The organism is Aeromonas sp. R5-1 (assembly GCF_040908265.1).
Taxonomy (GTDB): Bacteria; Pseudomonadota; Gammaproteobacteria; order Enterobacterales; family Aeromonadaceae; genus Aeromonas; species Aeromonas caviae.
Map to the genome: position 1 here is coordinate 1 of NZ_JBFODJ010000032.1, position 22,795 is coordinate 22,795.

The 22,795-nt window shown below is 62.6% G+C and carries 17 protein-coding genes; 7 read left to right on the forward strand and 10 right to left on the reverse strand.

The features are described 5' to 3' along the window. Window positions 1-227: 227 nt before the first annotated feature. The 6 genes from glpT to tyrA all read left to right on the forward strand — a co-directional run bounded on the left by glpT (window position 228) and on the right by tyrA (window position 8,267). Window positions 228-1,583 carry a glycerol-3-phosphate transporter gene (gene glpT, locus AB5Y64_RS03990; protein ID WP_010674232.1) on the forward strand — a complete coding sequence of 452 codons (1,356 nt, stop codon included), beginning with the start codon at window positions 228-230 and terminating at the stop codon, window positions 1,581-1,583. Window positions 1,584-1,684: 101 nt separating this feature from the next. Then, a complete protein-coding gene (locus tag AB5Y64_RS03995) occupies window positions 1,685-2,443 on the forward strand; it encodes a DeoR/GlpR family transcriptional regulator (RefSeq protein WP_010674233.1) in 759 nt (252 codons plus the stop codon). Window positions 2,444-2,892: 449 nt separating this feature from the next. Continuing rightward, entirely contained in the window at window positions 2,893-4,380 is a 1,488-nt protein-coding gene (gene glpD / locus AB5Y64_RS04000; protein WP_010674234.1) for a glycerol-3-phosphate dehydrogenase, read from the forward strand. A 102-nt stretch (window positions 4,381-4,482) separates the two neighbouring features. Continuing rightward, window positions 4,483-5,562, forward strand: coding sequence for a glycerophosphodiester phosphodiesterase (glpQ, locus tag AB5Y64_RS04005; protein WP_010674235.1), 1,080 nt, complete (start codon window positions 4,483-4,485; stop codon window positions 5,560-5,562). 373 nt (window positions 5,563-5,935) lie between these two features. Then, complete coding sequence (locus AB5Y64_RS04010; RefSeq protein ID WP_010674236.1) at window positions 5,936-7,009, forward strand: 3-deoxy-7-phosphoheptulonate synthase; 1,074 nt, start codon at window positions 5,936-5,938, stop codon at window positions 7,007-7,009. A 118-nt stretch (window positions 7,010-7,127) separates the two neighbouring features. Continuing rightward, window positions 7,128-8,267: a bifunctional chorismate mutase/prephenate dehydrogenase gene (gene tyrA / locus AB5Y64_RS04015; protein ID WP_183148687.1), complete on the forward strand. Its 1,140-nt coding sequence runs from the start codon at window positions 7,128-7,130 to the stop codon at window positions 8,265-8,267. A gap of 114 nt (window positions 8,268-8,381) precedes the next feature. Here the strand turns inward: tyrA and hdfR are convergent, their stop codons facing one another. The 10 genes from hdfR to AB5Y64_RS04065 form a co-directional block, all read right to left on the reverse strand. After that, window positions 8,382-9,257, reverse strand: coding sequence for an HTH-type transcriptional regulator HdfR (gene hdfR / locus AB5Y64_RS04020; RefSeq protein ID WP_039038620.1), 876 nt, complete (start codon window positions 9,255-9,257; stop codon window positions 8,382-8,384). Beyond that, window positions 9,257-9,613, reverse strand: coding sequence for a DUF413 domain-containing protein (locus AB5Y64_RS04025; RefSeq protein WP_010674239.1), 357 nt, complete (start codon window positions 9,611-9,613; stop codon window positions 9,257-9,259). The genes hdfR and AB5Y64_RS04025 overlap by 1 nt, the downstream gene beginning before the upstream one ends. A 291-nt stretch (window positions 9,614-9,904) precedes the next feature. After that, complete coding sequence (gene eco / locus AB5Y64_RS04030) at window positions 9,905-10,387, reverse strand: serine protease inhibitor ecotin (protein WP_010674240.1); 483 nt, start codon at window positions 10,385-10,387, stop codon at window positions 9,905-9,907. Window positions 10,388-10,581: 194 nt separating this feature from the next. Beyond that, a complete protein-coding gene (locus AB5Y64_RS04035; protein ID WP_043155288.1) occupies window positions 10,582-11,139 on the reverse strand; it encodes a DUF1566 domain-containing protein in 558 nt (185 codons plus the stop codon). After that, window positions 11,136-12,503 (reverse strand): DUF1566 domain-containing protein, encoded by a 1,368-nt coding sequence (locus AB5Y64_RS04040; protein ID WP_368203311.1) that lies wholly within the window; start codon window positions 12,501-12,503, stop codon window positions 11,136-11,138. Before AB5Y64_RS04040 ends, AB5Y64_RS04035 begins: the two co-directional genes overlap by 4 nt. 50 nt (window positions 12,504-12,553) lie before the next feature. Beyond that, window positions 12,554-14,965, reverse strand: a complete 2,412-nt coding sequence (locus AB5Y64_RS04045; protein WP_368203313.1) for a proprotein convertase P-domain-containing protein — start codon at window positions 14,963-14,965, stop codon at window positions 12,554-12,556. 29 nt (window positions 14,966-14,994) lie between these two features. Beyond that, complete coding sequence (locus AB5Y64_RS04050; protein WP_368203316.1) at window positions 14,995-17,037, reverse strand: prolyl oligopeptidase family serine peptidase; 2,043 nt, start codon at window positions 17,035-17,037, stop codon at window positions 14,995-14,997. Beyond that, entirely contained in the window at window positions 17,037-19,205 is a 2,169-nt protein-coding gene (locus AB5Y64_RS04055; RefSeq protein WP_202605856.1) for a TonB-dependent hemoglobin/transferrin/lactoferrin family receptor, read from the reverse strand. Before AB5Y64_RS04055 ends, AB5Y64_RS04050 begins: the two co-directional genes overlap by 1 nt. Before the next feature lie 249 nt (window positions 19,206-19,454). Next, entirely contained in the window at window positions 19,455-21,302 is a 1,848-nt protein-coding gene (locus tag AB5Y64_RS04060) for a DUF3413 domain-containing protein (RefSeq protein WP_368203317.1), read from the reverse strand. A 43-nt stretch (window positions 21,303-21,345) separates the two neighbouring features. After that, entirely contained in the window at window positions 21,346-21,573 is a 228-nt protein-coding gene (locus AB5Y64_RS04065) for a DUF1414 domain-containing protein (protein WP_011705556.1), read from the reverse strand. A gap of 73 nt (window positions 21,574-21,646) precedes the next feature. Between AB5Y64_RS04065 and yejK the strand changes: the two genes are divergently transcribed. Beyond that, the gene (gene yejK, locus AB5Y64_RS04070; protein WP_005328162.1) at window positions 21,647-22,708 is read left to right on the forward strand and encodes a nucleoid-associated protein YejK; all 1,062 of its coding nucleotides are present in this window, start codon (window positions 21,647-21,649) and stop codon (window positions 22,706-22,708) included. Window positions 22,709-22,795: the final 87 nt, after the last annotated feature.

Sequence of the window (22,795 nt, forward strand, 5' to 3'; positions counted from 1 at the left end):
AGCAGGGTGATGGTGGTGGTGTGTTTGGAGACAGCCAGTTTACCAGCACCCTGTCTGTCAACTTCCACTTCCCCAAGATCCCGCGAAGAACCTAATTTAGCGCTCATCACAGATTAAATGTTCACAAATGAGCACAATAGGCTCGCTTGCGAATCAAGACGCGTCTGATCGCCGGCATGAGCGGGGCGTCCTCAACCGCCCAGAACAACAATAAAAGGAAGCAGAACATGCTTAGTCTCTTCAGGCCTGCACCCCATATCGACCGGCTGCCGGCCGACAAGGTGGATCCCTTCTACAAACGCATGCGTTGGCAGGTGTTCTTCGGGATCTTCTTCGGGTATGCGGGTTACTACCTGGTACGGAAAAACTTCAGTCTGGCGATGCCCTACCTCATCGAGCAGGGCTTCTCCCGCGGGGATCTGGGTCTGGCCCTCTCCGGCGTCTCCATCGCCTACGGTCTCTCCAAATTCCTGATGGGGAACGTGTCGGACAGATCCAACGCGCGCTACTTCCTCTCCGCCGGTCTGCTGCTCTCGGCAGGCATCATGTTCATGATGGGGACCATGCACTGGGCTACCTCCAGCATTGGCATCATGTTCGTGCTCCTGTTCCTGAACGGCTGGGCACAGGGCATGGGCTGGCCCCCCTGCGGTCGCACCATGGTGCACTGGTGGTCGCAGAAGGAGCGGGGTGAGATCGTCTCGGTCTGGAACGTGGCCCACAACGTGGGCGGCGGCATGATAGGCCCCCTGTTCATCCTCGGCATGGGCTGGTTCAACGACTGGCGCAGCGCCTTCTATGTGCCTGCTGCGGCGGCGGCGGCCATCGCGGTGATCGCCTTCTTCGTGATGCGCGATACCCCGCAATCGGTCGGTCTGCCCCCCATCGAGGAGTACAAGAACGACTACCCGAAGGATTACAACGAAAGCCACGAGCAGGAGTTCTCCGCCAAGGAGATCTTCATGAAGTACGTGCTGCACAACAAGCTGCTCTGGTACATCGCCATCGCCAACGCCTTCGTCTACCTCATCCGTTACGGCGTGCTGGACTGGGCGCCCACCTATCTGAAAGAGGCCAAGGACTTCAGCGTGGATCACTCCTCCTGGGCCTACTTCCTCTATGAGTGGGCGGGGATCCCGGGCACCCTGCTGTGCGGCTGGATCTCCGACAAGATGTTCAACGGCCGCCGTGCCCCGGCAGGCATCCTGTTCATGGTGCTGGTGACCCTCTCCGTGCTGGTCTACTGGTTCAACCCGGCGGGCAACCCGACCATCGACATGATGGCCCTGGTTGCCATCGGCTTCCTCATCTATGGCCCCGTCATGCTGATCGGCCTCTACGCCCTGGAGCTGGCACCCAAGAAGGCGGCCGGTACCGCGGCGGGCTTCACCGGCCTGTTCGGTTATCTGGGTGGCGCGGTCGCGGCCAACGCCATGCTGGGCTACACCGTTGACCACTTCGGCTGGGACGGCGGCTTCATGGTGCTCACCGTCTCCTGCGTGCTCTCCATCATCCTGCTGGCCATGACCCTCAAGCACGAGAACGAGTCGATTGCCGCCAAGGCGGCTGCCCATAAGGCATAAAACGTGATCCTGCCCTTATCGATTGGAAAAGGGATCAGGTACACTGCCAAAGGCCCCGCACCTGCCGGGGCCTTTTTTCGTCTCATCTGCGGAGTGCAAGCGTGAAGCAAACCCAACGACATCTGGAGATCCTGGACGTCCTGACCCGGCAGGGTTTCGTCTCGACCGACGATCTGGTGACCCATTTTGACGTCAGCCCCCAGACCATTCGCCGGGATCTCAACGATCTCGCCGAACAGAACAAGATCCGGCGCCATCACGGCGGGGCCTCACTGCATTCGAGCACCGTCAACACCGCCTACAGTGCCCGCAAGGTGATGCAGCTCAAGGAGAAGGAGCGCATCGCCCGGGAAGTGGCCGCCAACATCCCCGACGGCTCGTCGCTCTTTATCGACATCGGCACCACCACCGAGGCCATCGCCCGGGCCCTGCTCGACCACCGGGAGCTGCGCGTGGTCACCAACAACCTGAACGTCGCCAGCATCCTGACCGCCAAGGATGACTTCACCGTCATCATCGCCGGCGGTGAAATTCGCAACCGGGATGGCGGCATCGTCGGGGAGGCGACCCGCGACTTCATCGGCCAGTTTCGCATGGACTACGGCGTCATCGGCATCTCGGGCATCGACAGCGACGGCTCCCTGCTCGATTTCGACTATCACGAGGTGAAGATCGCCCAAGCCATCATCGCCCACTCCCGCCAGGTGTTCCTTGCCGCCGACCACACCAAGTTTGGCCGCAACGCCATGGTCAACCTCGGCAACCTCAACCAGATCCACGCCCTGTTCACGGATCAGGAGCCGCCGGAGAAGCTGATGCGCCTGATGTCCCAGCATCAGATCGCCTGCCATATCTGCTGAGCTTCCCCGCACAGGCATCAGGCCGCCTCGGGGCGGCCGCTTTTTTTCCTGCCTCCTCCCGGCTTGCGGCGTCTCCCTTGCGGCGCCTAAGCGGCCAGTTCCTGGCGCTGACACTCCTTCTTTGACCCCCTGATGTTGCCCCCGCACTCGGGCGCCAGGTTTGCACCGACGCTAGGCGCCTGTGAGGGATTCACGCCATGGCGCTCATCACTTTGCCTCATGGCCTCCCCATCCGTGACGCTTTGTTCTCCTCCCAGCCCGAAGTGGCTGTTTCCGGCAGACCTTAGCCTTGCCAGGCCGTCACCGACTGGCAGCATTTTTAGCATTGTGAAAACAATCGCGATCACATTTCTCTCACGAAATGTTCGTTTATTGGTTTTTCATGTTCTAATATGAGCGAAATCAAACATTGCTGTCATGGCAAACACAAAATAAGAAAGTAGGTGAACATGAGCGAACATTATGATCTGGTCGTCGTCGGCGGCGGCATCAACGGGGTCGGCATCGCGGCAGATGCGGCGGGGCGGGGGCTGAAGGTGGCGCTGTTCGAGGCGAGCGATCTCGCCTCTGCCACCTCGTCCAACTCCAGCAAGCTGATCCACGGCGGCCTGCGCTATCTCGAACATTACGAATTCCGGCTGGTGAAAGAGGCGCTGGCGGAGCGGGAGGTCCTGCTCGGCATGGCTCCCCACATCGCCCGTCCCATGCGTTTTCGTCTGCCTCATCGCCCGCACCTGCGTCCGGCCTGGATGATCCGCGCCGGTCTCTTCCTTTATGACAACCTGGCCAAGCGGGACAAGCTCAAGGGGAGCTGCGGCCTGCGCTTCCTGCCGCAGGACGGTCTCAAGAGCGGCATCAACAAGGGCTTTGAATACTCGGACGCCTGGGTCGACGACGCCCGGCTGGTGGTGCTCAATGCCATGCTGGCGCGGGACAAGGGCGCCGATGTGCAGACCCGTACCCGCTGCGTCAAGGCGGTGCGCGGATCCAAGCACTGGACCCTGACGCTGGAGCGGGAAGGGGGCGAGCAGTTCACCGTCAGCTGCCGTGGTCTGGTCAATGCGGCGGGCCCCTGGGTCAAGACCTTCTATGACGAGAGCTTGAGCGAGAAATCCCCCCGCGGCATTCGCCTCATCAAGGGGAGCCACATGATAGTGCCGCGCATCCATGAGCGCGAAGAGGCTTACATCCTGCAAAACGAGGACAACCGTATCGTCTTCGTCATCCCCTACCAGCAGGACTATTCCCTCATCGGCACCACGGACGTGGAGCACAAGGGCAGCCCGCGGGAGGCCAAGATCAGCGATGCCGAGATCAACTATCTGTGCAAGGTGGTCAATGCCCACTTCACCAGGCAGATAAGCCCGGCAGACGTGGTGTGGACCTATGCCGGGGTGCGCCCCCTGTGTGACGACGAATCTGATTCACCCCAGGCGGTGACCCGGGACTACACGCTCGAGCTCAGTGGTGAATCCGACGGCGCGCCGCTGTTGTCGGTGTTTGGCGGCAAGCTCACCACCTACCGCAAGCTGGCCCAGGCCGCCTGCAACAAGCTCAAGCCCTGGTTCAGCCAGATGGGAGAGGACTGGACCGCCTCCTGCCGGCTGCCCGGTGGCGAGTTCGACTGCTCGGTGCGTGAACTGGCGCGAGCCTTTGCGCTGGAATTCGACTGGCTCGATGATCGCAGCGCCCTGCGCATCGCCGAATCCTATGGCGCTCATGCCCGCCTCTGGCTGAAGGAGGAGCGCGGCCAGCACTTTGGCGCCGGACTGTATGAATCCGAAGTGCGCTATCTCATCGCGCGCGAATGGGCCCACTCCCTGGAAGACATTCTGTGGCGCCGCAGCAAGCTGGGGCTGCGCCTGTCGGAATCCGAACAGCAGCAGCTCGGTGCCTGGCTGCTCGAACACCACCACGCCCTGCCCAAGGCCAGCTGATGACCCACGGCGGGCGGCCTTTGCCGTCCGCCGTCAAACTGCAATAAACCCCTGCTATAACAATTACCTGCATCCTACACACCATAACAACGAGATCTCTTGATGAAGCAACCTCACCGTACCCTGATAGCCCTTGGCCTCGGGGCTGCCCTGGCGCTGCCCGCACTGGCGGCCGACGAAGGCAAAATCGTGATCGCCCACCGGGGTGCCTCCGGTTACCTGCCGGAACACACCCTGGAATCCAAGGCCCTGGCCTATGGCATGGGCGCCGACTATCTGGAGCAGGACCTGGTGATGACCAAGGATGACCAGCTGGTGGTGATGCACGATCACTTCCTTGATGGCATCACGGACGTGGCCGAGCGCTTCCCCGGCCGGGCCCGCCCGGACGGTCGCTACTATGTGGTGGATTTCACCCTGGACGAGGTGCGCTCCCTGCGCATGACCGAGCCGTTCCAGCTGGTGGACGGCAAGCAGGTGCCGGTCTATCCGGCGCGCTTCCCGCTGTGGAAGTCCAGCTTCAGGATCCACACCTTCCAGGAAGAGATCGAGATGATCCAGGGGCTCAACAAGAGCACCGGCAAGCACATCGGCATCTACCCGGAGATAAAAGCTCCCTGGCTGTTCCGCCACGAGGGCAAGGACATCTCCAGGGCGGTGCTCAAGGTACTGAAGGAGTACGGCTACACCAGCAAGAGCGACAAGGTCTATCTGCAGTGTTTCGATGCCAACGAGCTCAAGCGCATCAACAGCGAACTGATGCCCGCCATGGGTATGGACTTGAAGTTGGTGCAGCTGATGGCCGAGACCGACTGGAACGAGACCATGGTCTATGACGCCAAGGGCAAGGCGACCCCCTACAGCTATGACTGGATGTTCAAGCCGGGGGCCATGAAGACCATCGCCACCTATGCCGAGGGAATCGGTCCCTGGAAACCCATGGTGGTGACCGAGCCGGGCACTCCCGGCAAGCCGGTCTTCACCGGCATGGTGAAAGAGGCCCACGCGGCCGGTCTCAAGGTGCATCCTTATACCTTCCGTCAGGATGAGGGGCAGATCCCGGCCTATGCGAAAGACTTCACCGACCTGCTCAACATCTTCCTCTATCAGGCCGATGTGGACGGGGTATTCAGCGACTTCCCCGACAAGGCGGTCGAGGCTATCAAGGCTCACGGCAAATAATAAAAGAAGAGCAACACGGGAATGCAAGCGGGGCCAGGTGCCCCGCTTTTTTTGTGCCCGGGGTCATCGCCGGGATGAGGGGTCGGATAAGGGGTCATGAGAGGGGGGCAGAGAGATGATATTGAAATGGATGAGTGTAATCTAATGTTTACGATTCGGGGCTGATTTGGCCTCGCGAGTCGCTACTTTTGAGTTGTTTCACTCTGCATTCTTGGTCATTTATCCATCTATCAGCGTGCAAAGACGCTGGTTTCACTTGATTGTTTGTTTTTCCTTGGTAAGGTGGGGGCGGTTGCGTAACAAAGCGCTGACTTGTGTAAACATAGATGAACGGTCAGCGCCCTTGGCTTGAAACAGTAGAGAGAATGAGAAAATGCAAAGAGATCCCCTGAACAACATCCATATCCAGTCCGAACAAGTGATGATCACGCCTGCCCAGCTCAAGGAGAAACTGCCCATCTCCGATCGCGCGCTGGCATTCGTGCAAGGGGCCCGCAATACCATCGCCGACATCATCCACCGTCGCGATCACCGCCTGCTGGTGATCTGTGGTCCCTGCTCCATCCACGACATGGACGCTGCCAAAGAGTACGCAACCAGACTCAAAGCGCTGCATGACGCCTATCAGGACTCTCTCTACATTGTCATGCGGGTCTACTTTGAGAAGCCGCGCACCACGGTCGGCTGGAAGGGCTTTATCAACGATCCGAACCTGGACGGCACCTTCGACGTGGAGCTGGGTCTGCACCGCGCCCGCGAGCTGCTCTGCTGGCTGGCCGAGCTGGAGTTGCCGCTGGCCACCGAGGCGCTCGACCCCATCAGCCCGCAATACCTGGCGGAGCTCTTCTCCTGGTCGGCCATCGGTGCCCGCACCACCGAATCCCAGACCCACAGGGAGATGGCCTCCGGCCTCTCCATGCCGGTCGGCTTCAAGAACGGCACCGACGGCAACCTGGGCACCGCCATCAATGCACTGCAGGCCGCCTCCAGCCCCCACGCCTTCATGGGGATCAACCAGCAGGGCCAGGTCGCGCTGCTGCAGACCCAGGGCAACCCGGATGGTCACGTGATCCTGCGCGGCGGCAAGCACCCGAACTACGACTCGGTCAATGTATCGCTGGCGGAAGAGGCGCTGGAGAAGGCGGGCCTGCTGCCCGGTCTGGTGGTGGATTGCAGCCACGGCAACTCCAGCAAGGATCACCGGCTGCAGCCCAAGGTGGCCGACAACGTCATTCACCAGATCCAGGAGGGCAACCGCTCCATCATCGGGGTGATGCTCGAATCCAACCTGTTCGAAGGCAACCAGTCCAGCGAGCAGCCCAAGTGCGAGATGCGCTACGGCGTCTCCATCACCGATGCCTGCATCGACTGGGAGACCACGGATGCGCTGCTGGCCCGCTGCCACAGCCAGCTGGCGGCACCACTTTTGGCCAGAACATCGGCATAAGCCGTGGTATCTTGTTGTAACTGATTGAACCATCGAGGTATCACTGCCCACGCAGTGATACCTTGTTGCCTCTTGAATGACAGGGCGTCGCTGCGGGCGGCGCCAGCAGGGACTGGACATGGCGGAAGAGTTGAATGCCCTCAGGGACAAGATAGATGCGGTGGACAAGCAGCTGATTGATCTGCTGGCTGCCCGTCTCGCCCTGGTGGGGGAAGTGGGGGAAGTGAAGAGCCGGCACGGCCTGCCCATCTATGCACCGGATCGGGAGGCGAGCATGCTGGCCCGCCGACGCGCCGAGGCCGAGGTACTGGGGGTGCCGGGGGACCTTATCGAGGACGTGCTGCGCCGGGTGATGCGCGAGTCCTATATTCTGGAGTCCGCCAGCGACAAGGAGCACCACTTCAAGTGCATGAAGCCTGAGCTCGGCAAGGTGGTGATCATCGGTGGCCAAGGGCAGCTTGGGCGCCTGTTCGGCAACCTGTTCAGCCTCTCGGGCTACCGGGTCGAAACCCTGGGTCATGCCGATTGGCCACGCGCCGACGAGATCCTGCACGGCGCCGGGCTGGTGATGGTGGCGGTGCCCATCGACGTCACCTGCCAGGTGATCGACCGGCTCGGCAACCTGCCGGCGGACTGCCTGCTGGTGGACGTGACCAGCGTCAAGAGTGAACCGCTTGCCCATATGCTGGCGGTACACCAGGGGCCGGTGCTGGGGCTGCACCCCATGTTCGGGCCGGACGTGGCGAGCCTCGCCAAGCAGGTGATTGTCTGCTGTCAGGGGCGCGAGCCCGCCGCCAGCCAGTGGCTGCTGGAGCAGATGACCATCTGGGGGGCGCGTTTGCAGCAGGTGGAGGCCAGGGCCCACGACGAGGCGATGACCTTCATTCAGGCGCTGCGCCACTTTGCTACCTTCGCCTACGGCTGGCATCTCTCCCGGGAGCAGGCCAACATCGACCGCCTGCTTGCCTTGAGCTCTCCCATCTACCGGCTGGAGCTGGCCATGGTGGGACGGCTGTTTGCCCAGGATCCCCATCTCTACGCCGACATCATACTGTCGTCGCCCCAGAACCTCGCGATGATCCGCCGCTACTACCAGAACTTCGGCGAGGCGCTGGGCCTGCTGGAGCGGGGAGACAGGGAGGGCTTCATCGAGGCCTTCAGCCAGGTCTCCGGCTTCTTCGGCGAGCGGGCGGAGGAGTTCCTGCGCGAGAGCCGCACCCTGCTGGCCCAGGCCAACGATCGTCGTCATCACGGCTGATGCACAAAGATATCCATACAAAAGGGGCCTGATGGCCCCTTTTTCATGTTGTTTGTGCTGCACCGATAACCACGGCAGATGAAAACACAGGTCTGGGCGTGAAATCGCCCTGTTTCATTCGGCAGGCGGTTGACGCAAGTCGGCGTCATGCCAGCCCAGCGGCAGGGTCAGCAGCTGATCGATCAGCTCCCGGCGGTCGGATTTCTCCAGATAGGCGAGGTAGAGCGGGCGGCTCAGGGATTGGCCCCCTTCCACCAGATGAAGCTGCCCCTGCTCCAGGAAGGGGCTCACCATGCGCCTTGGCAGGTAGGCGGCGCCGCCGTTGGCCAGCACGAATTGCAGGGCCATGCTGGCGGAGCTCGAATGCAGAACTGGGGTCTTCTGCAGGCTTTGCAACCGGCTCGATGGCGGTTCGAAGCTGGTGCCCCAGTCGAGATGAATGTGGGGCATCTGCATCAGGCTGTCGGCGTTTGCGGCCGGCTCCCGGCTTACCAGTTCGAACACCAGCTCGCCGATGGGGTGCAGGGCAATCTCGTCGATCTTGGTCGGCTCGGAGAGCAGGGCGAGATCGAGGGAGCGCTCCAGCAACTGGCGACAGAGGTGCTCGCGGGAGGCGGTTTCGAGGCGCACCGCGAGGCCGGGGGCCAGGGCATAGACATGGTTGAGCCAGTCGTTGAAGTCGAGCTCCCAGAAGACGGCGGGGGCGCCGATGGCAAGCTGCTGGCTGAAACCGGGGGAGAGGGCCACGTCCTGCTTGGCGCGCCCCAAAGTATGCAGAATGGCGTCTGCGTAGGGCAGCAGACGCTCACCGGAGGCAGTCAGGCGGATGTTGTTGCGATGACGGGCAAACAGGCTGACCCCGAGTTGCTGCTCGAGCTGGCGGATCCGGAAGCTCACCGCCGACTGGGTCAGGTAGAGATTTTCAGCCGCCCGGCCAAAGTGCCGGGTCTTGCTGACCTCGATGAAGGTCCGAAGCAGCTCGGTATCCATTAATCGAGGGACTCGTCGCTGCCGCCACCGCCGCCTTCAAAGCTGCCACCCGCATCTTCATTGGCGCCGCCTGCGACGGTGCACAGACGGTGCACGCGCTTGGGACCAATCACCTTCAGGTATTTGAACCACACCTTGGCGTGGGGGTTGTTGCCGGCTGCGCCGGATTTGACCTGTTCGATAAAGGCACTTTCTACGTCATCGCGCGGGGCCAGGTTGCCCTGATAGAGCGCCAGCATCACGGTGCCATATTTTTCCAGACTGTCCGCTTCGGCCACGGTGAATTCGCCACTGCGACGCAGGCCACGGGGAAAATGTTTGAAGTCGTTGAAACGCTTGTCTGATTCGAAGCTCATAGTGCTCTTGTTCTGGTTAGTTTGACCTTTGCGGGCAAGTATCATCAGGCCGTCGCAGAGTGCAAAATCAATTTTCTTACTATGTTAATAAATATCTTTTATCGAACAGGGTTTGTCGCATCCCGAGGGGGCATTTTGCGGTGCGCTGCACAAAAAAGCCTGAAAAATAGTGGAGTTATGTCAGATTTTGTACAGGAAAAACCGCTCAAGAACGGGCTCGGAAGCTAAAAATAAGGCGCCGTATGGCGCCTTTTTATCATCATGACTGAGCTGAACCCGAGTGCGCGGCACTCACTCAATCATGGCTGGCTGTGCCAGGTTGTCGGCACGCCACAGACGATAGCGCACCTCGTACTCCTGGGGCACATAGATGACGAAGGGCAGCTTGGAGTTGTAGTTCACGAAGAAGCCCTGACCGTAGATCTGGACGAAACTCTCCTTCTTCTGGCCGTCTGGGCAGGCCATCAGGGTGCTGACGGGGCCGGTGACCTGGCCCAGGGTCAGGTAGTTGTAACCCCAGCCCTTGACGCTGTGCTGTTCCAGATTGCCCGCGAAGCGGGGCAGGTTGCAGTCGACCAGCATCTTCTTGCCGACTTGCAGCTCGACCATCATGTCGGCTTCGTTCTCGACTTCCGGCAGACGGATCACGACACGTTCCTGGTTCACTTCGGCGGCGGGGAACATGCTGATATCAAATTTTTTCGGTTCGGCGGCGAAGGCATGGCCACCCAATAACAAGGCGCCCAGCAGGCTAAAACGCAACACGGTTTTCATCTGTACCTCTTGGGATTGGTTCAACGCCGCTAGACTAACCGCTCTGCCGGTTTCATGCCAGCGCTGCGGCGTGCAAAACCGCCCTGAACAGGCATCACATGACGCAATTTGATGCTTTTTTGACGGTCAGGGTCACCCTGGCGCTTCTTGCATCGTGTCAAACAGGGGGCCGGGTGGCCCCCATGTCCAGGCTGTCACCTCACCAGCAGGACCTGTTTCGCCCAGGCGCGGGGGGCGCGCTGGGCGACGGAGCCGCTGGTGATGTCCAGGTAGGCGACGCCCTGAAGGGCCGGCACCGGGGTGGAGGACCAGAGATAGACATAGCCGTCGTTCACCTCCTTGCCATCCCCGGCCATGGCGCGGGGGAAGATGGTTTCGTTCAATGCCGGTTTGTAACAGGCGGACTCCAGAATGCTGGCGAGCTCCTTGATGGTGGGCAGGCGCCAGTCGTGATGACCACCAAAGCCATACAGGGCATGGCTCGGTTCGGTGCGGATCCGTTCCGCCGTCTGCAGTGCCTGTTGCCAGTAGAGGCGGGTGGGTTCCCCCTCGCAGCTCTGGTTGCGCCAGGTCTGGCCGAGCTGGCAGCGCATCCAGGTCAGACCGGTGCCCCTGTCGGTGACGGTGCCGTTGCCGTGATCCTGGAAACGGGCGGTGGGGCTGGTACGGGGCAGGGCGTCGTCGCAGATGGCGATGGCCAGTGCCAGGGGGCTGCACAGGGTGAGCAGCAGGGTCAGAAGATACTTGTTCATCGGGTTACCTCGGCCACAAGGCGCAGTTGTATGGCATTGATTTCATTTTCGTTCTGGACGCCATAGGGGTAATCGGTGCCCGCATCCTCCCCCAGGAACTGAGGGCTGATGACGGCGATGGGGACGCTCTCGAGGCGCCGGGATGGGGTCAGGGTCTGGGTCCAGTAGCTGCCATCGAAGTCGCCGCTCGAGGGACCGACGTCGGGGAAGTAGCGCACATCCAGGGTGACGAGCTGGCCATCCTGGCGGGCGAGGGAGCCGTAGTGCTGCAAACTCATCAGCTCACGGGCGTGGGGCAGGCGCCAGTGGGTGATGCCGCACAGTTGCTGTGCATTGAGCCACTGACGGTACTGCTCCGTGGTGCAGATGGCCTCCCCTTCGGGGCAGGCGTAATCCCGCTCCTCCTGGGTCGGGTGATAGTTGTCGAACTCCCAGGCGAAGGTGCGGTGCAGATCCCTCGGACTGTCCGGATCATCGAGCTTCTTCTCCCAGACGAGGCCGGTATTGAGATCCTCCACGCACTCCCACTCGTCGGCATTGTCCGCCAGGGGTTGCCCCTTGCCGTCCAGCTTGCGATAGCGCAGGGGCGCCAGGCCCAGGCTCGCCTCCTGGCCCGGGTGATCCGCAGGCTCCTGGGTCAGCAGGTAATCCACCCCGTCCGTGTAGGTGGTGACGCCGCTGGCGGTCACCAACGCCCTAGGTTGCTGCTGCATCAGCACGGCGGCGAGTCTGGCCTGCTGGCTCAGTAGCTCGGGGCTGGCGGCAAAGTGCCGGGCGAGCTCGGGCAGCAGGGTGACCAGCCCCTGCCAGATCTGCAGGCGGCGTTCGCTGGCGGCCAAGGTGGGCAGGGTGGCCTCGTCATCGAAGGCGGCGAGGGCCAGCTCGGCGAGGGCGCGGTTGAAGTCGCCCAGCTGCGCCAGTGCCGCCAGATCTGGGCCGGGGTGAAGGGGGGCCAGGGCGAGCAGCACGTCCGTCAGGGCCTGAGCCGGTGGCAGCCCGTCCGAGATACGCGTCTGCAGCAGGGTGCTGAGGGGGCTGGGGGTGAGGTGCTGGTTGTCCTGGCGCGCCGCCGGGTGGGCCAGGGGCAGGGCGGCGGGATCCGCCGGAATGAACAGCAGAGGAGTGGTGAGCAGATCAGGGTGGCGCCGGGTCAGGGAGTGGGCACCGGCCTCGCCGCTGACGGCGGGCTCATTGGCTTCGCAGCCGTCGTTCTGGTTCAGGTTGATGCACAGGGTGCCCGCAGCGGGCAGGCTGACCGTCAGGCGGTAGTCCGGCGCGGTCAGGGGAGCCTCGTCCGAACCGCCGCCACAGGCGCTGAGCAGGGGGGCCAGCAGGCAGACGATCGGGGTCATTCTCATGGTCATGGTGTGTCCTTGGAGGGGCCTTGGCCCCTCTCTTCTTTATATAGGGAGAGTCAGAGGCGACGCAGACGGCGCCACAGGGCCAGCGGCAGCAGCCAGAGCAGGGGGAAGGCTCCCCCGCCACTGCTGTCCGAGGTATCGAAGCGGATGATGCCGTCATCCGGCACGGGCACGGTGTTGCCGCACTGGGCGCCGGTACGCTGACTGATGCTCCACCCGTTCAGGAAACCCTGATTGCCCGGTTTGCTGTCCACCACCTCCAGGGTCCAGCGACCGGCCAGGGGTTCTCCTTCGAAGGCGCTGAAGGGTTGCAGGGACTGCAACTCGGTGGGGAAGACCCCTTTCAGGCTCGGCAGGGGGCTGTAACCCTTGTCCCAGATCTGGACCCGGGTGCCGGCGGGGGAGCTGAGCCAGATCTCCAGCTCATCCAGCGCCTCGTGCTGCAGATCCAGGCTCAGTTGCAGCCTGTCGCTCACACGGGCATCGCTCTTCTCCAGCAGCAGGCTGGTTTCGCTCAAGCCGCGCACCTCCTCGCTCTGGGCATCGTTCAGTCGCTGTGACCGACCACTGGCCCGGCTGATGACGGGGGTGCCGATGGGTAGGGTCAGGGATTGCTGCCACTGGCGCTCGGTGGGGCTGGTACCGCTCATGGCGAGATTCACCGAGAGGCTCGCCTCGTCGCCGCAGGCGAGCGGGCTCTGGGCCAGCAGGCGCAGGGTGGTGGTCATGCTGGCACCGGCGGCCAGGGTTGCTGGTTGCCAGCTGTCAGGATCGGCCTGCAACCCGGTTGGCAGGGTGAGGGCCAGCTCATTGAGGGTCACTTCCCCTTTGCCCGGGTTGCTGAGGGTCAGCTGCACCGACTGGCGCTGCCCCAGCGGGATGGCGCTCCCCTCGGCGAGGGCAATATTGACGGGAGCTTGCAGCAGCCCGTGCTGGCGAAATGCCTGCTCCAGCAGACGGGCATAGGCTCGCGTCGGATAGAGACGGGCGGCGGTATCCACGGTGGTCCGGGCCAGTTGCGGCATGCGAATGGCCGGCCCCAGGCCGAAGTGGGATTCGATGATGACGCGATCAAACTCGTCCCTGGCCGCCTCGCCGTGCTCGGCCACCGCCGTCAGCAGGGCCTGGAACAGCGGGGTGCCCCAGAGCTGATCCCCGTTGCTGCCGTTGATGGTGCGGTGGGCGGGGTATCGGTAGTCCGGATGGTAGCGGGCGCGCAGATCGTCGAGCTGGCGCGGGGTGCGGTCGGTAAAGCGGGCATCCCAGTTGAACACCATGGCGGGTTCGAACTGGCGACCGGCTTCGCTGCGCTGGCGATGACTGGCGGCCAGGTAGTCGCCAAAGCCCTCGCCGATGGCCCCCCAGTCTCCCTCTTCCCCGAGATCCGGCAGGATGTGGTGCTGCACCCCGTGGCCGAACTCGTGCCAGATGACCATGGGATCCTCGGCATCGGGCACGCCGCTGCGACCCAGCTCCAGCCTGCGTTCGAACGGATCGTAGAGGGAGTTGTCCTGATAGCCCGCGTCCGTGTCGATGTCGAGCGCCCCGGGGATGAGCTCGGTGAAGCCGAGCGCCTTGAGGTGGCGCTGGGCGAGATCCAGATGGTAGTAGGCGTTGATGTCCGCAAAGCCGCGATCGTCCCGGGTCAGGCGAAAACCCTGCACGTCACTGCTGCTGTAGGGGGCCGATTCGGGGGCCATGACATCCACCACCCTGGCATGGGGGCCGCTCAGGCGATACTGCCCGGCTTGCAGGCTCACCGGCAGGGGAACCGGATCCTGGTAGGCGGCCTGTGCCAGCACCAGCTCATCGTGCCAGACCAGGCTGGCGTCCTGCAGGCGGGTGCGGGGATCGGGGTCGAACACCCGGGCCTGAACCTGCATATCGCCTGCGTCGGCGACATGCAGAGGGTGGGTAGTTGCCTGATCCCCGAGACGGCCAAGCTCCTGCTCCCCGTCGCAACGGGCAAACAGCTGCACCTGGCTGGCCTTGGCATTGCCTGCCTTGTGCTCGCGCACCCGCTGGCGCAGGGCAGGCACCAGGGTATCGCCGTCTCGCCAGTACCAGGCTTCGACCGGCCCCAGCGTCTCTATCTGGTTGCCGTCGGTGCGCAGGGTGGCGAGCAGGGGATCCAGGGTGCCGCTGGCATCGCAGCCGGGCGCTGTGCTCTGCAAGGGGCGCAGGTTGTGGTAGAGGCGCCAGGGGCGGCCGTCCCCGTCGACACTGACGGCGGCCTGGGTGGCGGCCACCGGCAGGCCGTTCACCAGCTGGCGAAAGCTGTAATGGTGGCCGAGCAGGCTGGCCCTGTCGTAGTCGGGGGCGAGGAGCACACCGAGGCGCTGCTCGAGCCAGCGCTTCGGCGTCGTGGTCAAGGGTTGTTCATCGACAAACTGCAGATCGGCCGCCAGCAGCGGCGATGAGATCAGGGTTGCCGCCAGCCAGAGGGCCAGGGAAGAGGGTTTCATGGTTCACTCCAGAAAAAGAGGACAAGGGGTCAGTGGTTGACGCCCGCCAGGGTGAGCAGGAAGGCATACTCCTGCGCCGCACGCAGCGCCGCCGTTCGGGGGGCGCCCAGGTGGCCGCCGTCGAGTTCGGTGCGCAGCAGATAGGGGCCTGTTCCCGTGCTATGGGATCGCAGGCGGGCTATCCACTTGAGGGGTTCCCAGTAGGGCACCTGACTGTCGTGCAGGCCGCCCGTCACATAGACGGGGGGATAAGGGGCCTTGTGCAGGTTGTCGTAGGGGCTCAGGCGGCGCATGGCGGCATAGTCACCCGGGATGGCCGGATTGCCCCACTCGGCGTACTCCTGCCGGGTGAGGGGCAGCTCGGGATCCTGCATGGTGCCCAGCAGGTCGACGAAGGGAACTTGCAGCACGGCCCCGGCGAAACGGGTTGGCGCCTGGTTGAGTGCCGCTGCTACCAGCAGGCCGCCGGCGCTGCCGCCCATGGCAAACAGCCGGGCGGGAACGATGGCGGGATCCTGGGCCAGGGCATCGGCCACGGCGAGAAAATCATCCACGCTGTGCTGTTTGTCACGGCCACGACCCTCCCGGTACCAGGATTCGCCGAGCAGACCGCCCCCGCGCACATGGGCGATGGCGTAGACAAAGCCGCGATCCAGCAGGCTCAGCACCCGGGGCTGGTAGTAGGGGCGCATGGGGGTGCCGTAAGCCCCATAGCCGTAGAGCAGCAGTGCCCTGGGGTGGGTAATGCCCTTGCGCCAGACCAGGGAGACAGGCACCTTGACCCCGTCCTTGCCCGCGATCCAGCGTCGCTCGCTCTGATAGGGAGAAGTGTCCCTGCTCTCGGGTGTCCCCTCCCAGGCGCCGGAGGCGAGATCCAGCCAGCGCTGGTGAGGTGGCTCGGCCATCCCCTGGCGGCGAATGAGCACCTTGTCGCTGGCCGGTTCCTGGCTGCCCTGGATCCAAGCCGTGCCTGCGCCATCGGTGAGCGGCAGGCTGTGGATCAACGCACCTTTGGCGTCCAGCACATCGAGCCAGTCATCCCCTTCCTTGCGGTATTGCAGCACGGTGTGCCGGGCAAAGAGGCGCCACTTCTCGAGTTCCCGGCCCTCGCCGGACCAGAGCCGTTGCCACTCTCCCTTCGCCACCAGGCTCAAGTCGGCCACCTGATAGAGGCCGAGGGCGCCGTCCCGGTTGCTCTTGATCAGCACCCTGTCCCCCAGGGTATCCAGGTAGTATTCGAGGCCGCGCTCGCGCCCCTTGAGCAGGTCGGCCCGACCCGCGTCCAGCAGGTATTGCTCCGAGCTGTCGTGGTTGTTGCTTTGCAGCACCAGGTGGCGGCGATCCGTGGTGCGATAGAGGCCGAGCAGCCAGGCGGGATCGCGCTCCTCATACACCAGGGTCTCCTTGCCATCCTGCCAGGCCAGCAGTTGCCAGGGGCGCAGGGTCTGGTGCTCGTTGGCGAGGGTGTAGAGGGTCTTGCCATCCAGACTCCAGAGCAGATCGCCGGCGCGGTGAGGCAAAGAGGCCAGTGTCTCGCCACTCGCCAGATCCAGCAGGGTGATGCGGTAGTCCCGATCTCCCCTGTGGTCTTCGGCCAGGGCAAGCAGTTGCCCGCCCGGGTGCAGGGCCCAGGCGGCGAGCTCGTAATACCCCTCGGCAGGTTGGCGGGGAGCCAGCCGCTTTCGGGGGGCGGCATTGGCGTCGCTGCGTTGCCACAGGCTACCGTCCGCCTCCATGCGCCACTGGCTGCCAGCCTGGCTAAGCCAGTCGTCCGGCACGGGGTCGCCCCGCTCCCGGCCCTGCCACTCCGTCTGCAGGCGCTGCACCAGTGGCACCTGGTCGGCGAGCTGCCGCTCGGTCCAGCGGTTCTGCTCGCGCAGCAGCGTCAGGAGGGCGGGATCCTGGCGGCTGTCGTCACGCCAGCCACCATAGGGATCGAGGCGGGCTATCTCCCCCTTCATCAGTTGCGGGCGCTCGGGGATGAGGGGCGCGGCCTCCAGGGTTGCCTCAGGCAGGGGAGAGGCGGGGACCGGCGTGGCCAGCAGGCTGGCCAGGATCAGTAAGCTGTGCATCAGATCCCCACGAAGGTGTAGCGCAGGCTGGCACTCAGGGTGCGGCCGCTCTGGGTGAAGAGGGAAGCATCGGTCCCGGCTTCCAGCCCGGCCACATCCTGATAGCGGGTGTAGCGGGTGTCGAACAGGTTGTCGAGCTTGAGGTTGACCTTGAGGGCGTCGGTGACCAGCCAGTCGGCCGTCAGGGCGAAACTGAGCCAGCCGGCACTTTCGAGGCAGTCCCCCTGGCGGCCGGTCAGGCTGTTGCCGCAGGTGGGCACCCGGCTCATGGCGGCGGCATAGTCCGCCTGAATGCCCAGACTCCACTCATTGGCCTGATAGCTAAGACGGGTGTTGCCCTCGAGGGGCGTCAGGGTACGCAGCGCTTCACCTTTGTTGTCCTCGCCATCGACCCAGCCGAGCTTGGTGGCGAGCTCCCACTCCTGGGTCAGCCAGTAGCTGGCGGCGAGTTCGGCCCCCCAGGTTTCGGCCTTGGCGACGTTGCGATATTGGCGCAGGATGACGCCATCGCTCAGGCGCAGCCCCACCTCGCGCCAGTCGATGAAGTTGTAGTAGCGGTTGTAGAAGAGCGCTGGCTTGATGCTCCAGTTGTCCCCCTCGCCACTCAGCCCCCACTCGATGCTGTGGCTGGTCTCCTCCTTGAGCCCTGTGTTGGCGATGATCTCGAAGGGCGGCAGAGCGAAGTAGTGGGGGATGTTGCCGTACACCTTGTCGTAGGAAGGCGCCCGGAACCCGTTGGCATAGCTGAGCCAGCTGCGCCACTGGTCGTTGAAGCGGTAGCTGGTGGCCAGGCTCGGGGAGAGGTGCCAGCTGTGGTTGCTGTCGTTGCTGCCGTCCAGCGGCGTGAGCCACTGGTGATCCATGCGCAGGGTGGGGGTGAACTGCCACTGGCCCAGGCTGGCCACGTCGCCGAGCCAGACTCCGGCCCTGTCGGTACGGGCGCGGCTGAAGGGGGCGGACTGGCCGGGTTGGGGAATGCCGGCCTCCAGACTCAGCTTCTCCACCGGCCGCTCGTGGGTGGTGCGCTCCAGCTCGATGCCGTAACTGAGCTGATGGGCGAGATGGCCGGTGGCGAGATCCCGGCGCACATCCAGCTCGGTACCGATCCTGTCTTCGGTGAAGGTGGCGAGTTCCCGTTCGCTGCGATAGCGCGGATAACCGCTCAGCAGATCGTTTTGCAGCAGGCTGCGCTTGTTGGCGGTGTTTTTCGAGTGATTGCCGTAGGCACTCCAGGTGAGACTGTCGGCCAGTATTGTGTCGAGGTTGCTCGCCTCCCAGGCCAGCTTGCCCCCCTGGGTGTGTTGGCTGCCCTGCTCGTGGTACTGGCGCACCTGCCACTTGCCATCGGGCTGGGGCACTTCGCGCGGCCCCTGATCCCGCTCGGCGTTGTCCTCGAAGTAGTCGAGTTCGAGGCGCAGCAGATGATGTTCGTTCAACTGGATGCGAGAGCTGGTGGAGGCGCTGATGCCATCCAGATCCGCCGGGATGCGGCTCTCGTCATAGTTGGCGGTCTCATGCCCCTGCCAGCCGGAGAGGCGCAGCAGGTGTTCAGTATCCCGTATCCGGGCGGCGCCGGTGGCGCTCAGCTTCTGCTTGTCACTGCTGCCATCGTGCAGCACCTTGCTGCCGAGATAGGCATCCTGGCCCTGAAGGTAATCTTCCGGCTGCTTGGTGCTGATGACGATGGTGCCGCCGATGGCATCGGAGCCATGGAGGGAGGAACCGGCTCCCTTGGCCACCTCTATCTGTTTGACGTCGTCGAGATCGAAGCTGAAGCGCCCCACCTTGTCGTTGAGGTCGTCGGCGCCAAAGCCGTCGCTGACCCGCACCCCGTCCTTGATGATGAGCACCCGGTTGCCGCCCATGCCGCGGATGAGGATGTTCTGGGGGCGGCCAGCGGAGCCGGTCACCGAGACGCCGGGTTCGTTCTTGAACACATCGGTGAGCTCGGTGGCAACCTGGCGATCCAGATCCTCCTCCGTGATGACGGTGATGGAACCCGACACGTCGGAGAGCTTCTGCTCGATGCGCTGTCCCTTGACCACGATGGTTTCCCGCCCCTTGAGTTCGGGGGGCATGTCCGTTGTGTCGACCCCGGCGGGATCGCTGGCAGCCAGCGCCGTACCGGACAGCAGCATGGGCCAGTAGTGAAGAAGTCGAATTTTCATATTTGAGAATAATTATTATTTAAGCCTGAGGGCGCGGATTATTGCAGAGGGAGTCAAGTAGATCAATAAATGACAATCATTATCATTTTGTTTTTATGATATTGATCGAATTGAATTTTTTGAGAGATAAATCAGTAAGGTGGTGGCATACGTTTGCGAATGACGCCATGGGAAACGGGAAGACGGGCGTGGTGCGGGCAAGAAAAAGCCCGCCATAGGGGCGGGCTCAAGGAGGTGGGCTGGCGCTGATCAGGGGGCGCGATAGAAGCGATTGAGCTCGTTCATCACCTGGATCATGGCCCCCATGTCCGGGGTGCCGTGCTTGATGGGGCGATAGGTGGCGCGATCCAGCAGTTCGAAGTCACCCTGCTTGTTGAACTGGGTGATGGTGTTGTCCTGATAGATGGCAAAGTCATTCTGATCGCCGGCCAGCAGCCAGTTGCGCGGGCTGTTGTCGAACAGGCTGCGCCCCGTGCTGTAGTCCCGAGGGGGGTTACGTACCCCCAGCATGCCCTTCATCAGGGTCGGCACCAGATCCAGGTGGCTGCTTGCCTGCTCCTGTGGCTGGCTCTCGACACCGGGCCAGGCGAGCACCAAAGGAACCTGCACCTGATAGGGGGAGTAGTTGCTGCCATAGCCCCAGCTGTTGCTCTGGGTTTCGTTGAACTCCTGGCCGTGATTGGAGGTGATGACGACTATGGTCTGTTCACTCAGCCCCTGCTGCTGCAGCCGGGAGAGCATCTGCTCCAGCAGTTGGTCGGTGTAGAACACCGAGTTCTTGTAGCGATTCTCCAGCTTTTGCAGGTTCTCGGGTCTATAGGCGGTGGCCGGGTTGAAGCGCGTCAGCTCGGGCTGGAAGGGGCCCTTGAGGCTGGCGGGCACCTGATAATCCCCCGGGCTCGAGAGATAGACCAGGGAGAACCAGGGCCTGTCCGCGGTGCGTGTGCCAAGCCACTGCTGCCAGTCGCCGATGAGGCGAGTGTCATCACTCTGGCGGGAGACAAACACCTGCTTGCGCAGGCCAGCGAGCAGGCTCTGCTGATATTGCTGGGCATCTTCCAGCGCACCGAACAAGCCGAACTGGTAGTCCTGGCGCAGCATCTCGTCGAACAGCACCGGCGGGCGCTTGTCGGCACGGATATCGCCATAGTAGTGGCCCGGCAGCCCGTAGAAGAGGCTGAACATCCCCATGGCGTCATCGTTGCCGCCACTCATGTGGTTGGCAAAGTTGAGGTGTTGATCCGCATAGCGCTGCAGATTGGGCATGTTGATGTTGTTGAGCATGTCGGCCCGCAGGGAGTCGACCACCACCACCAGCAGGTTCTTGTGCTCGGCCGGGGCACTCACGCTGAGGGGGCGCAGGGGGTAGAGCAGGCGATGCTCGGCGCTACCCTGGTTCTCGGCCTTCTTCTCATACTGCTCGAGATCGAGCCAGCCATGCTTGGCCAGGAAGCTTCTGGCTGTCATGGGGTAGGAGAGCGGGAAGTTGGCGCGCTGCATGGTGATGGGTTGATACAGGGTTGCATCCGCCCAGCTGTTGACGAGGTGAGTCAGCATGAAGCAGACCAGCAAGGCCAGTCCCACCTGATTGCCGTACTGGCGGCGTTTGCGCTTGTTGATCTTGCGCCACACATAGGCCGACAGCAGCAGTTGCAGCAGGAAGATGGTGGGCACGGCGACGAAGATGATGCTCCAGATCGAGCCCTCTTCGGTCTGGGCCTGATCCAGCAGCAGTTGCCACACCTGGCCATTCAAGTGGAACTTGAACAGCTGGAACACCTGGGTGTCGATGAGCAGCAGCACCTGCGCCAGGGTGGCGATGATGGCCGAGATGAAGCGCAGTGGCTTCTCTCTGGGCAGCACGAAGCTCAAGGGGAAGACGGTCAGCAGATAGGTGACGAAGCTCAGGAACGAGAAATGACCTATCCAGCTGATGATGAGATAGGTGACCCCGAGCGTGGTCGATGGCCAGCTGATGGAACCCAGATAGCGGGTCGCGATCAGCATGGCCAGGAGGATGTTGAAGAAGGAGAACCAATGCCCCCAGGTGATCAGGCGAGAAACGTTATCACGATAGGGGTTGCCGGTTTCGACCATAATGATCCATCTGCTTGAAAAACATCAAAGAATGCGAAGAAACTCAGTGAGCATCGTGGCGATGATCCACCGAGGCGGTGAGCGCCTGGATGTACTTCTCGGTGATCGCCTGACGCTGGGCCGGGGCCATACCGTTGATGATGTTGGTGGTCAGGTTGCCAAGCACCATGAGACTGAGATCCACCGGCGCCTTGTGTTTCTCCAGGGCGGTGATCAGGTCGTTCATCAGGGCGTCAAACTGCTCGTTATTGTACTTTGATACGATGGGCATAATCTTGGGTTCATCTCGGTTCAAAGCGCCTTATAATACTTCACCCTTTCGGCTAACACTATGGCTTTGTGACATGAGTCTCGATATCGACAAGATCATTCTTCACTCCCTGCGCGCCGGCAATGACGGTCAGCCGCACGCCGATACCCGCAGTCAGACTCTGCCTGCCGACGAGGCGGTGCAAGGGCTGATGGCAGAACTGCATCGCATCTACAACGGCAAGGGTGGCAAGGGCTTCGGCTTCTTTGCCGACCCGGAAGCCGACGTCGCCGAGCTGGCAGAAGGTGAAGAGGCTCCCAGACAGCCGTCACCGGCCTTTCGCATCGCCCTCGAACAGCTGCTTGGCGAGCAGACCGAATTCGTCCCCTTCTCTATTACCCTGACCCAGATGCTGGTCAAACAGTTGGTGGAGCACGCCTTGGACGAGCAGGGCGTGTTGCTGATTGCCAAATACAACTATGTCGGGGTCGATTACCTGATGATCGCCCTGCTGGAGGGCAAGGAGAGCGTCACCGTCAGCGAGGCGCTGGACCTGCGTCACATTCATTATCTGGATATCGGCAAACTCAACCTGGTGGCCCGCATCGATCTGACCGAGTGGAAAACCCAGCGGGACTCTCGCCGTTATATCACCTTCAGCAAGGGGCGGGTCGGCCGCAAGCTGGGGGACTTTTTCATGGACTTGCTGGGTGCCCGCGAGGGCATGGATGCCAAGGTGCAAAATAAAGGCTTGCTGCAGGCGGTGGACGATTACTGCGACAGCCGTCAGCTCGAACCCGCCGAGCGCAATGATTACAAGAAACAGGTCTTCAAATATTGCACCGAACAGGCCAGCGCCGGTGAAGAGATCGAGATCAAGGAGCTCTCGGCGGAGCTCTCCGCAAAAGAAGCGGGAGGTGGCGACCTCGATTTTTACAGCTTCATCGGTCAGGAATATGAGCTGGAGGAACGCTTCCCGGCGGACAGATCCACCCTGCGTGGCCTGACCAAGTTCGTCGGTTCCGGCGGCGGCCTGACCTTGAGCTTCGAGCAGAAGCTGTTGAACAGTCGGGTGTTTTACGATCCCCAGACCGACACGCTGACCATCCGTGGTGTGCCGCCCAACCTCAAGGATCAGCTGCTGCGCCAGTCATAATGTGATCCAGCCGTCATTTCTTGCAAAAAGGCATCGGAGTCCGCTCCGATGCCTTTTTATTTAAGGGGGAGATGAACTTGGAATCCG

Excerpts from the sequence above, each read along its gene's own strand:
- glpT (WP_010674232.1), top strand. The coding sequence starts at position 228 with ATGCTTAGTCTCTTCAGGCCTGCACCCCATATCGACCGGCTGCCGGCC.
- glpD (WP_010674234.1), top strand. The coding sequence starts at position 2,893 with ATGAGCGAACATTATGATCTGGTCGTCGTCGGCGGCGGCATCAACGGG.
- glpQ (WP_010674235.1), top strand. The coding sequence starts at position 4,483 with ATGAAGCAACCTCACCGTACCCTGATAGCCCTTGGCCTCGGGGCTGCC.
- AB5Y64_RS04010 (WP_010674236.1), top strand. The coding sequence starts at position 5,936 with ATGCAAAGAGATCCCCTGAACAACATCCATATCCAGTCCGAACAAGTG.
- tyrA (WP_183148687.1), top strand. The coding sequence starts at position 7,128 with ATGGCGGAAGAGTTGAATGCCCTCAGGGACAAGATAGATGCGGTGGAC.
- hdfR (WP_039038620.1), bottom strand. The coding sequence starts at position 9,257 with ATGGATACCGAGCTGCTTCGGACCTTCATCGAGGTCAGCAAGACCCGG.
- AB5Y64_RS04025 (WP_010674239.1), bottom strand. The coding sequence starts at position 9,613 with ATGAGCTTCGAATCAGACAAGCGTTTCAACGACTTCAAACATTTTCCC.
- eco (WP_010674240.1), bottom strand. The coding sequence starts at position 10,387 with ATGAAAACCGTGTTGCGTTTTAGCCTGCTGGGCGCCTTGTTATTGGGT.
- AB5Y64_RS04035 (WP_043155288.1), bottom strand. The coding sequence starts at position 11,139 with ATGAACAAGTATCTTCTGACCCTGCTGCTCACCCTGTGCAGCCCCCTG.
- AB5Y64_RS04040 (WP_368203311.1), bottom strand. The coding sequence starts at position 12,503 with ATGACCATGAGAATGACCCCGATCGTCTGCCTGCTGGCCCCCCTGCTC.
- AB5Y64_RS04045 (WP_368203313.1), bottom strand. The coding sequence starts at position 14,965 with ATGAAACCCTCTTCCCTGGCCCTCTGGCTGGCGGCAACCCTGATCTCA.
- AB5Y64_RS04050 (WP_368203316.1), bottom strand. The coding sequence starts at position 17,037 with ATGCACAGCTTACTGATCCTGGCCAGCCTGCTGGCCACGCCGGTCCCC.
- AB5Y64_RS04055 (WP_202605856.1), bottom strand. The coding sequence starts at position 19,205 with ATGAAAATTCGACTTCTTCACTACTGGCCCATGCTGCTGTCCGGTACG.
- AB5Y64_RS04060 (WP_368203317.1), bottom strand. The coding sequence starts at position 21,302 with ATGGTCGAAACCGGCAACCCCTATCGTGATAACGTTTCTCGCCTGATC.
- AB5Y64_RS04065 (WP_011705556.1), bottom strand. The coding sequence starts at position 21,573 with ATGCCCATCGTATCAAAGTACAATAACGAGCAGTTTGACGCCCTGATG.
- yejK (WP_005328162.1), top strand. The coding sequence starts at position 21,647 with ATGAGTCTCGATATCGACAAGATCATTCTTCACTCCCTGCGCGCCGGC.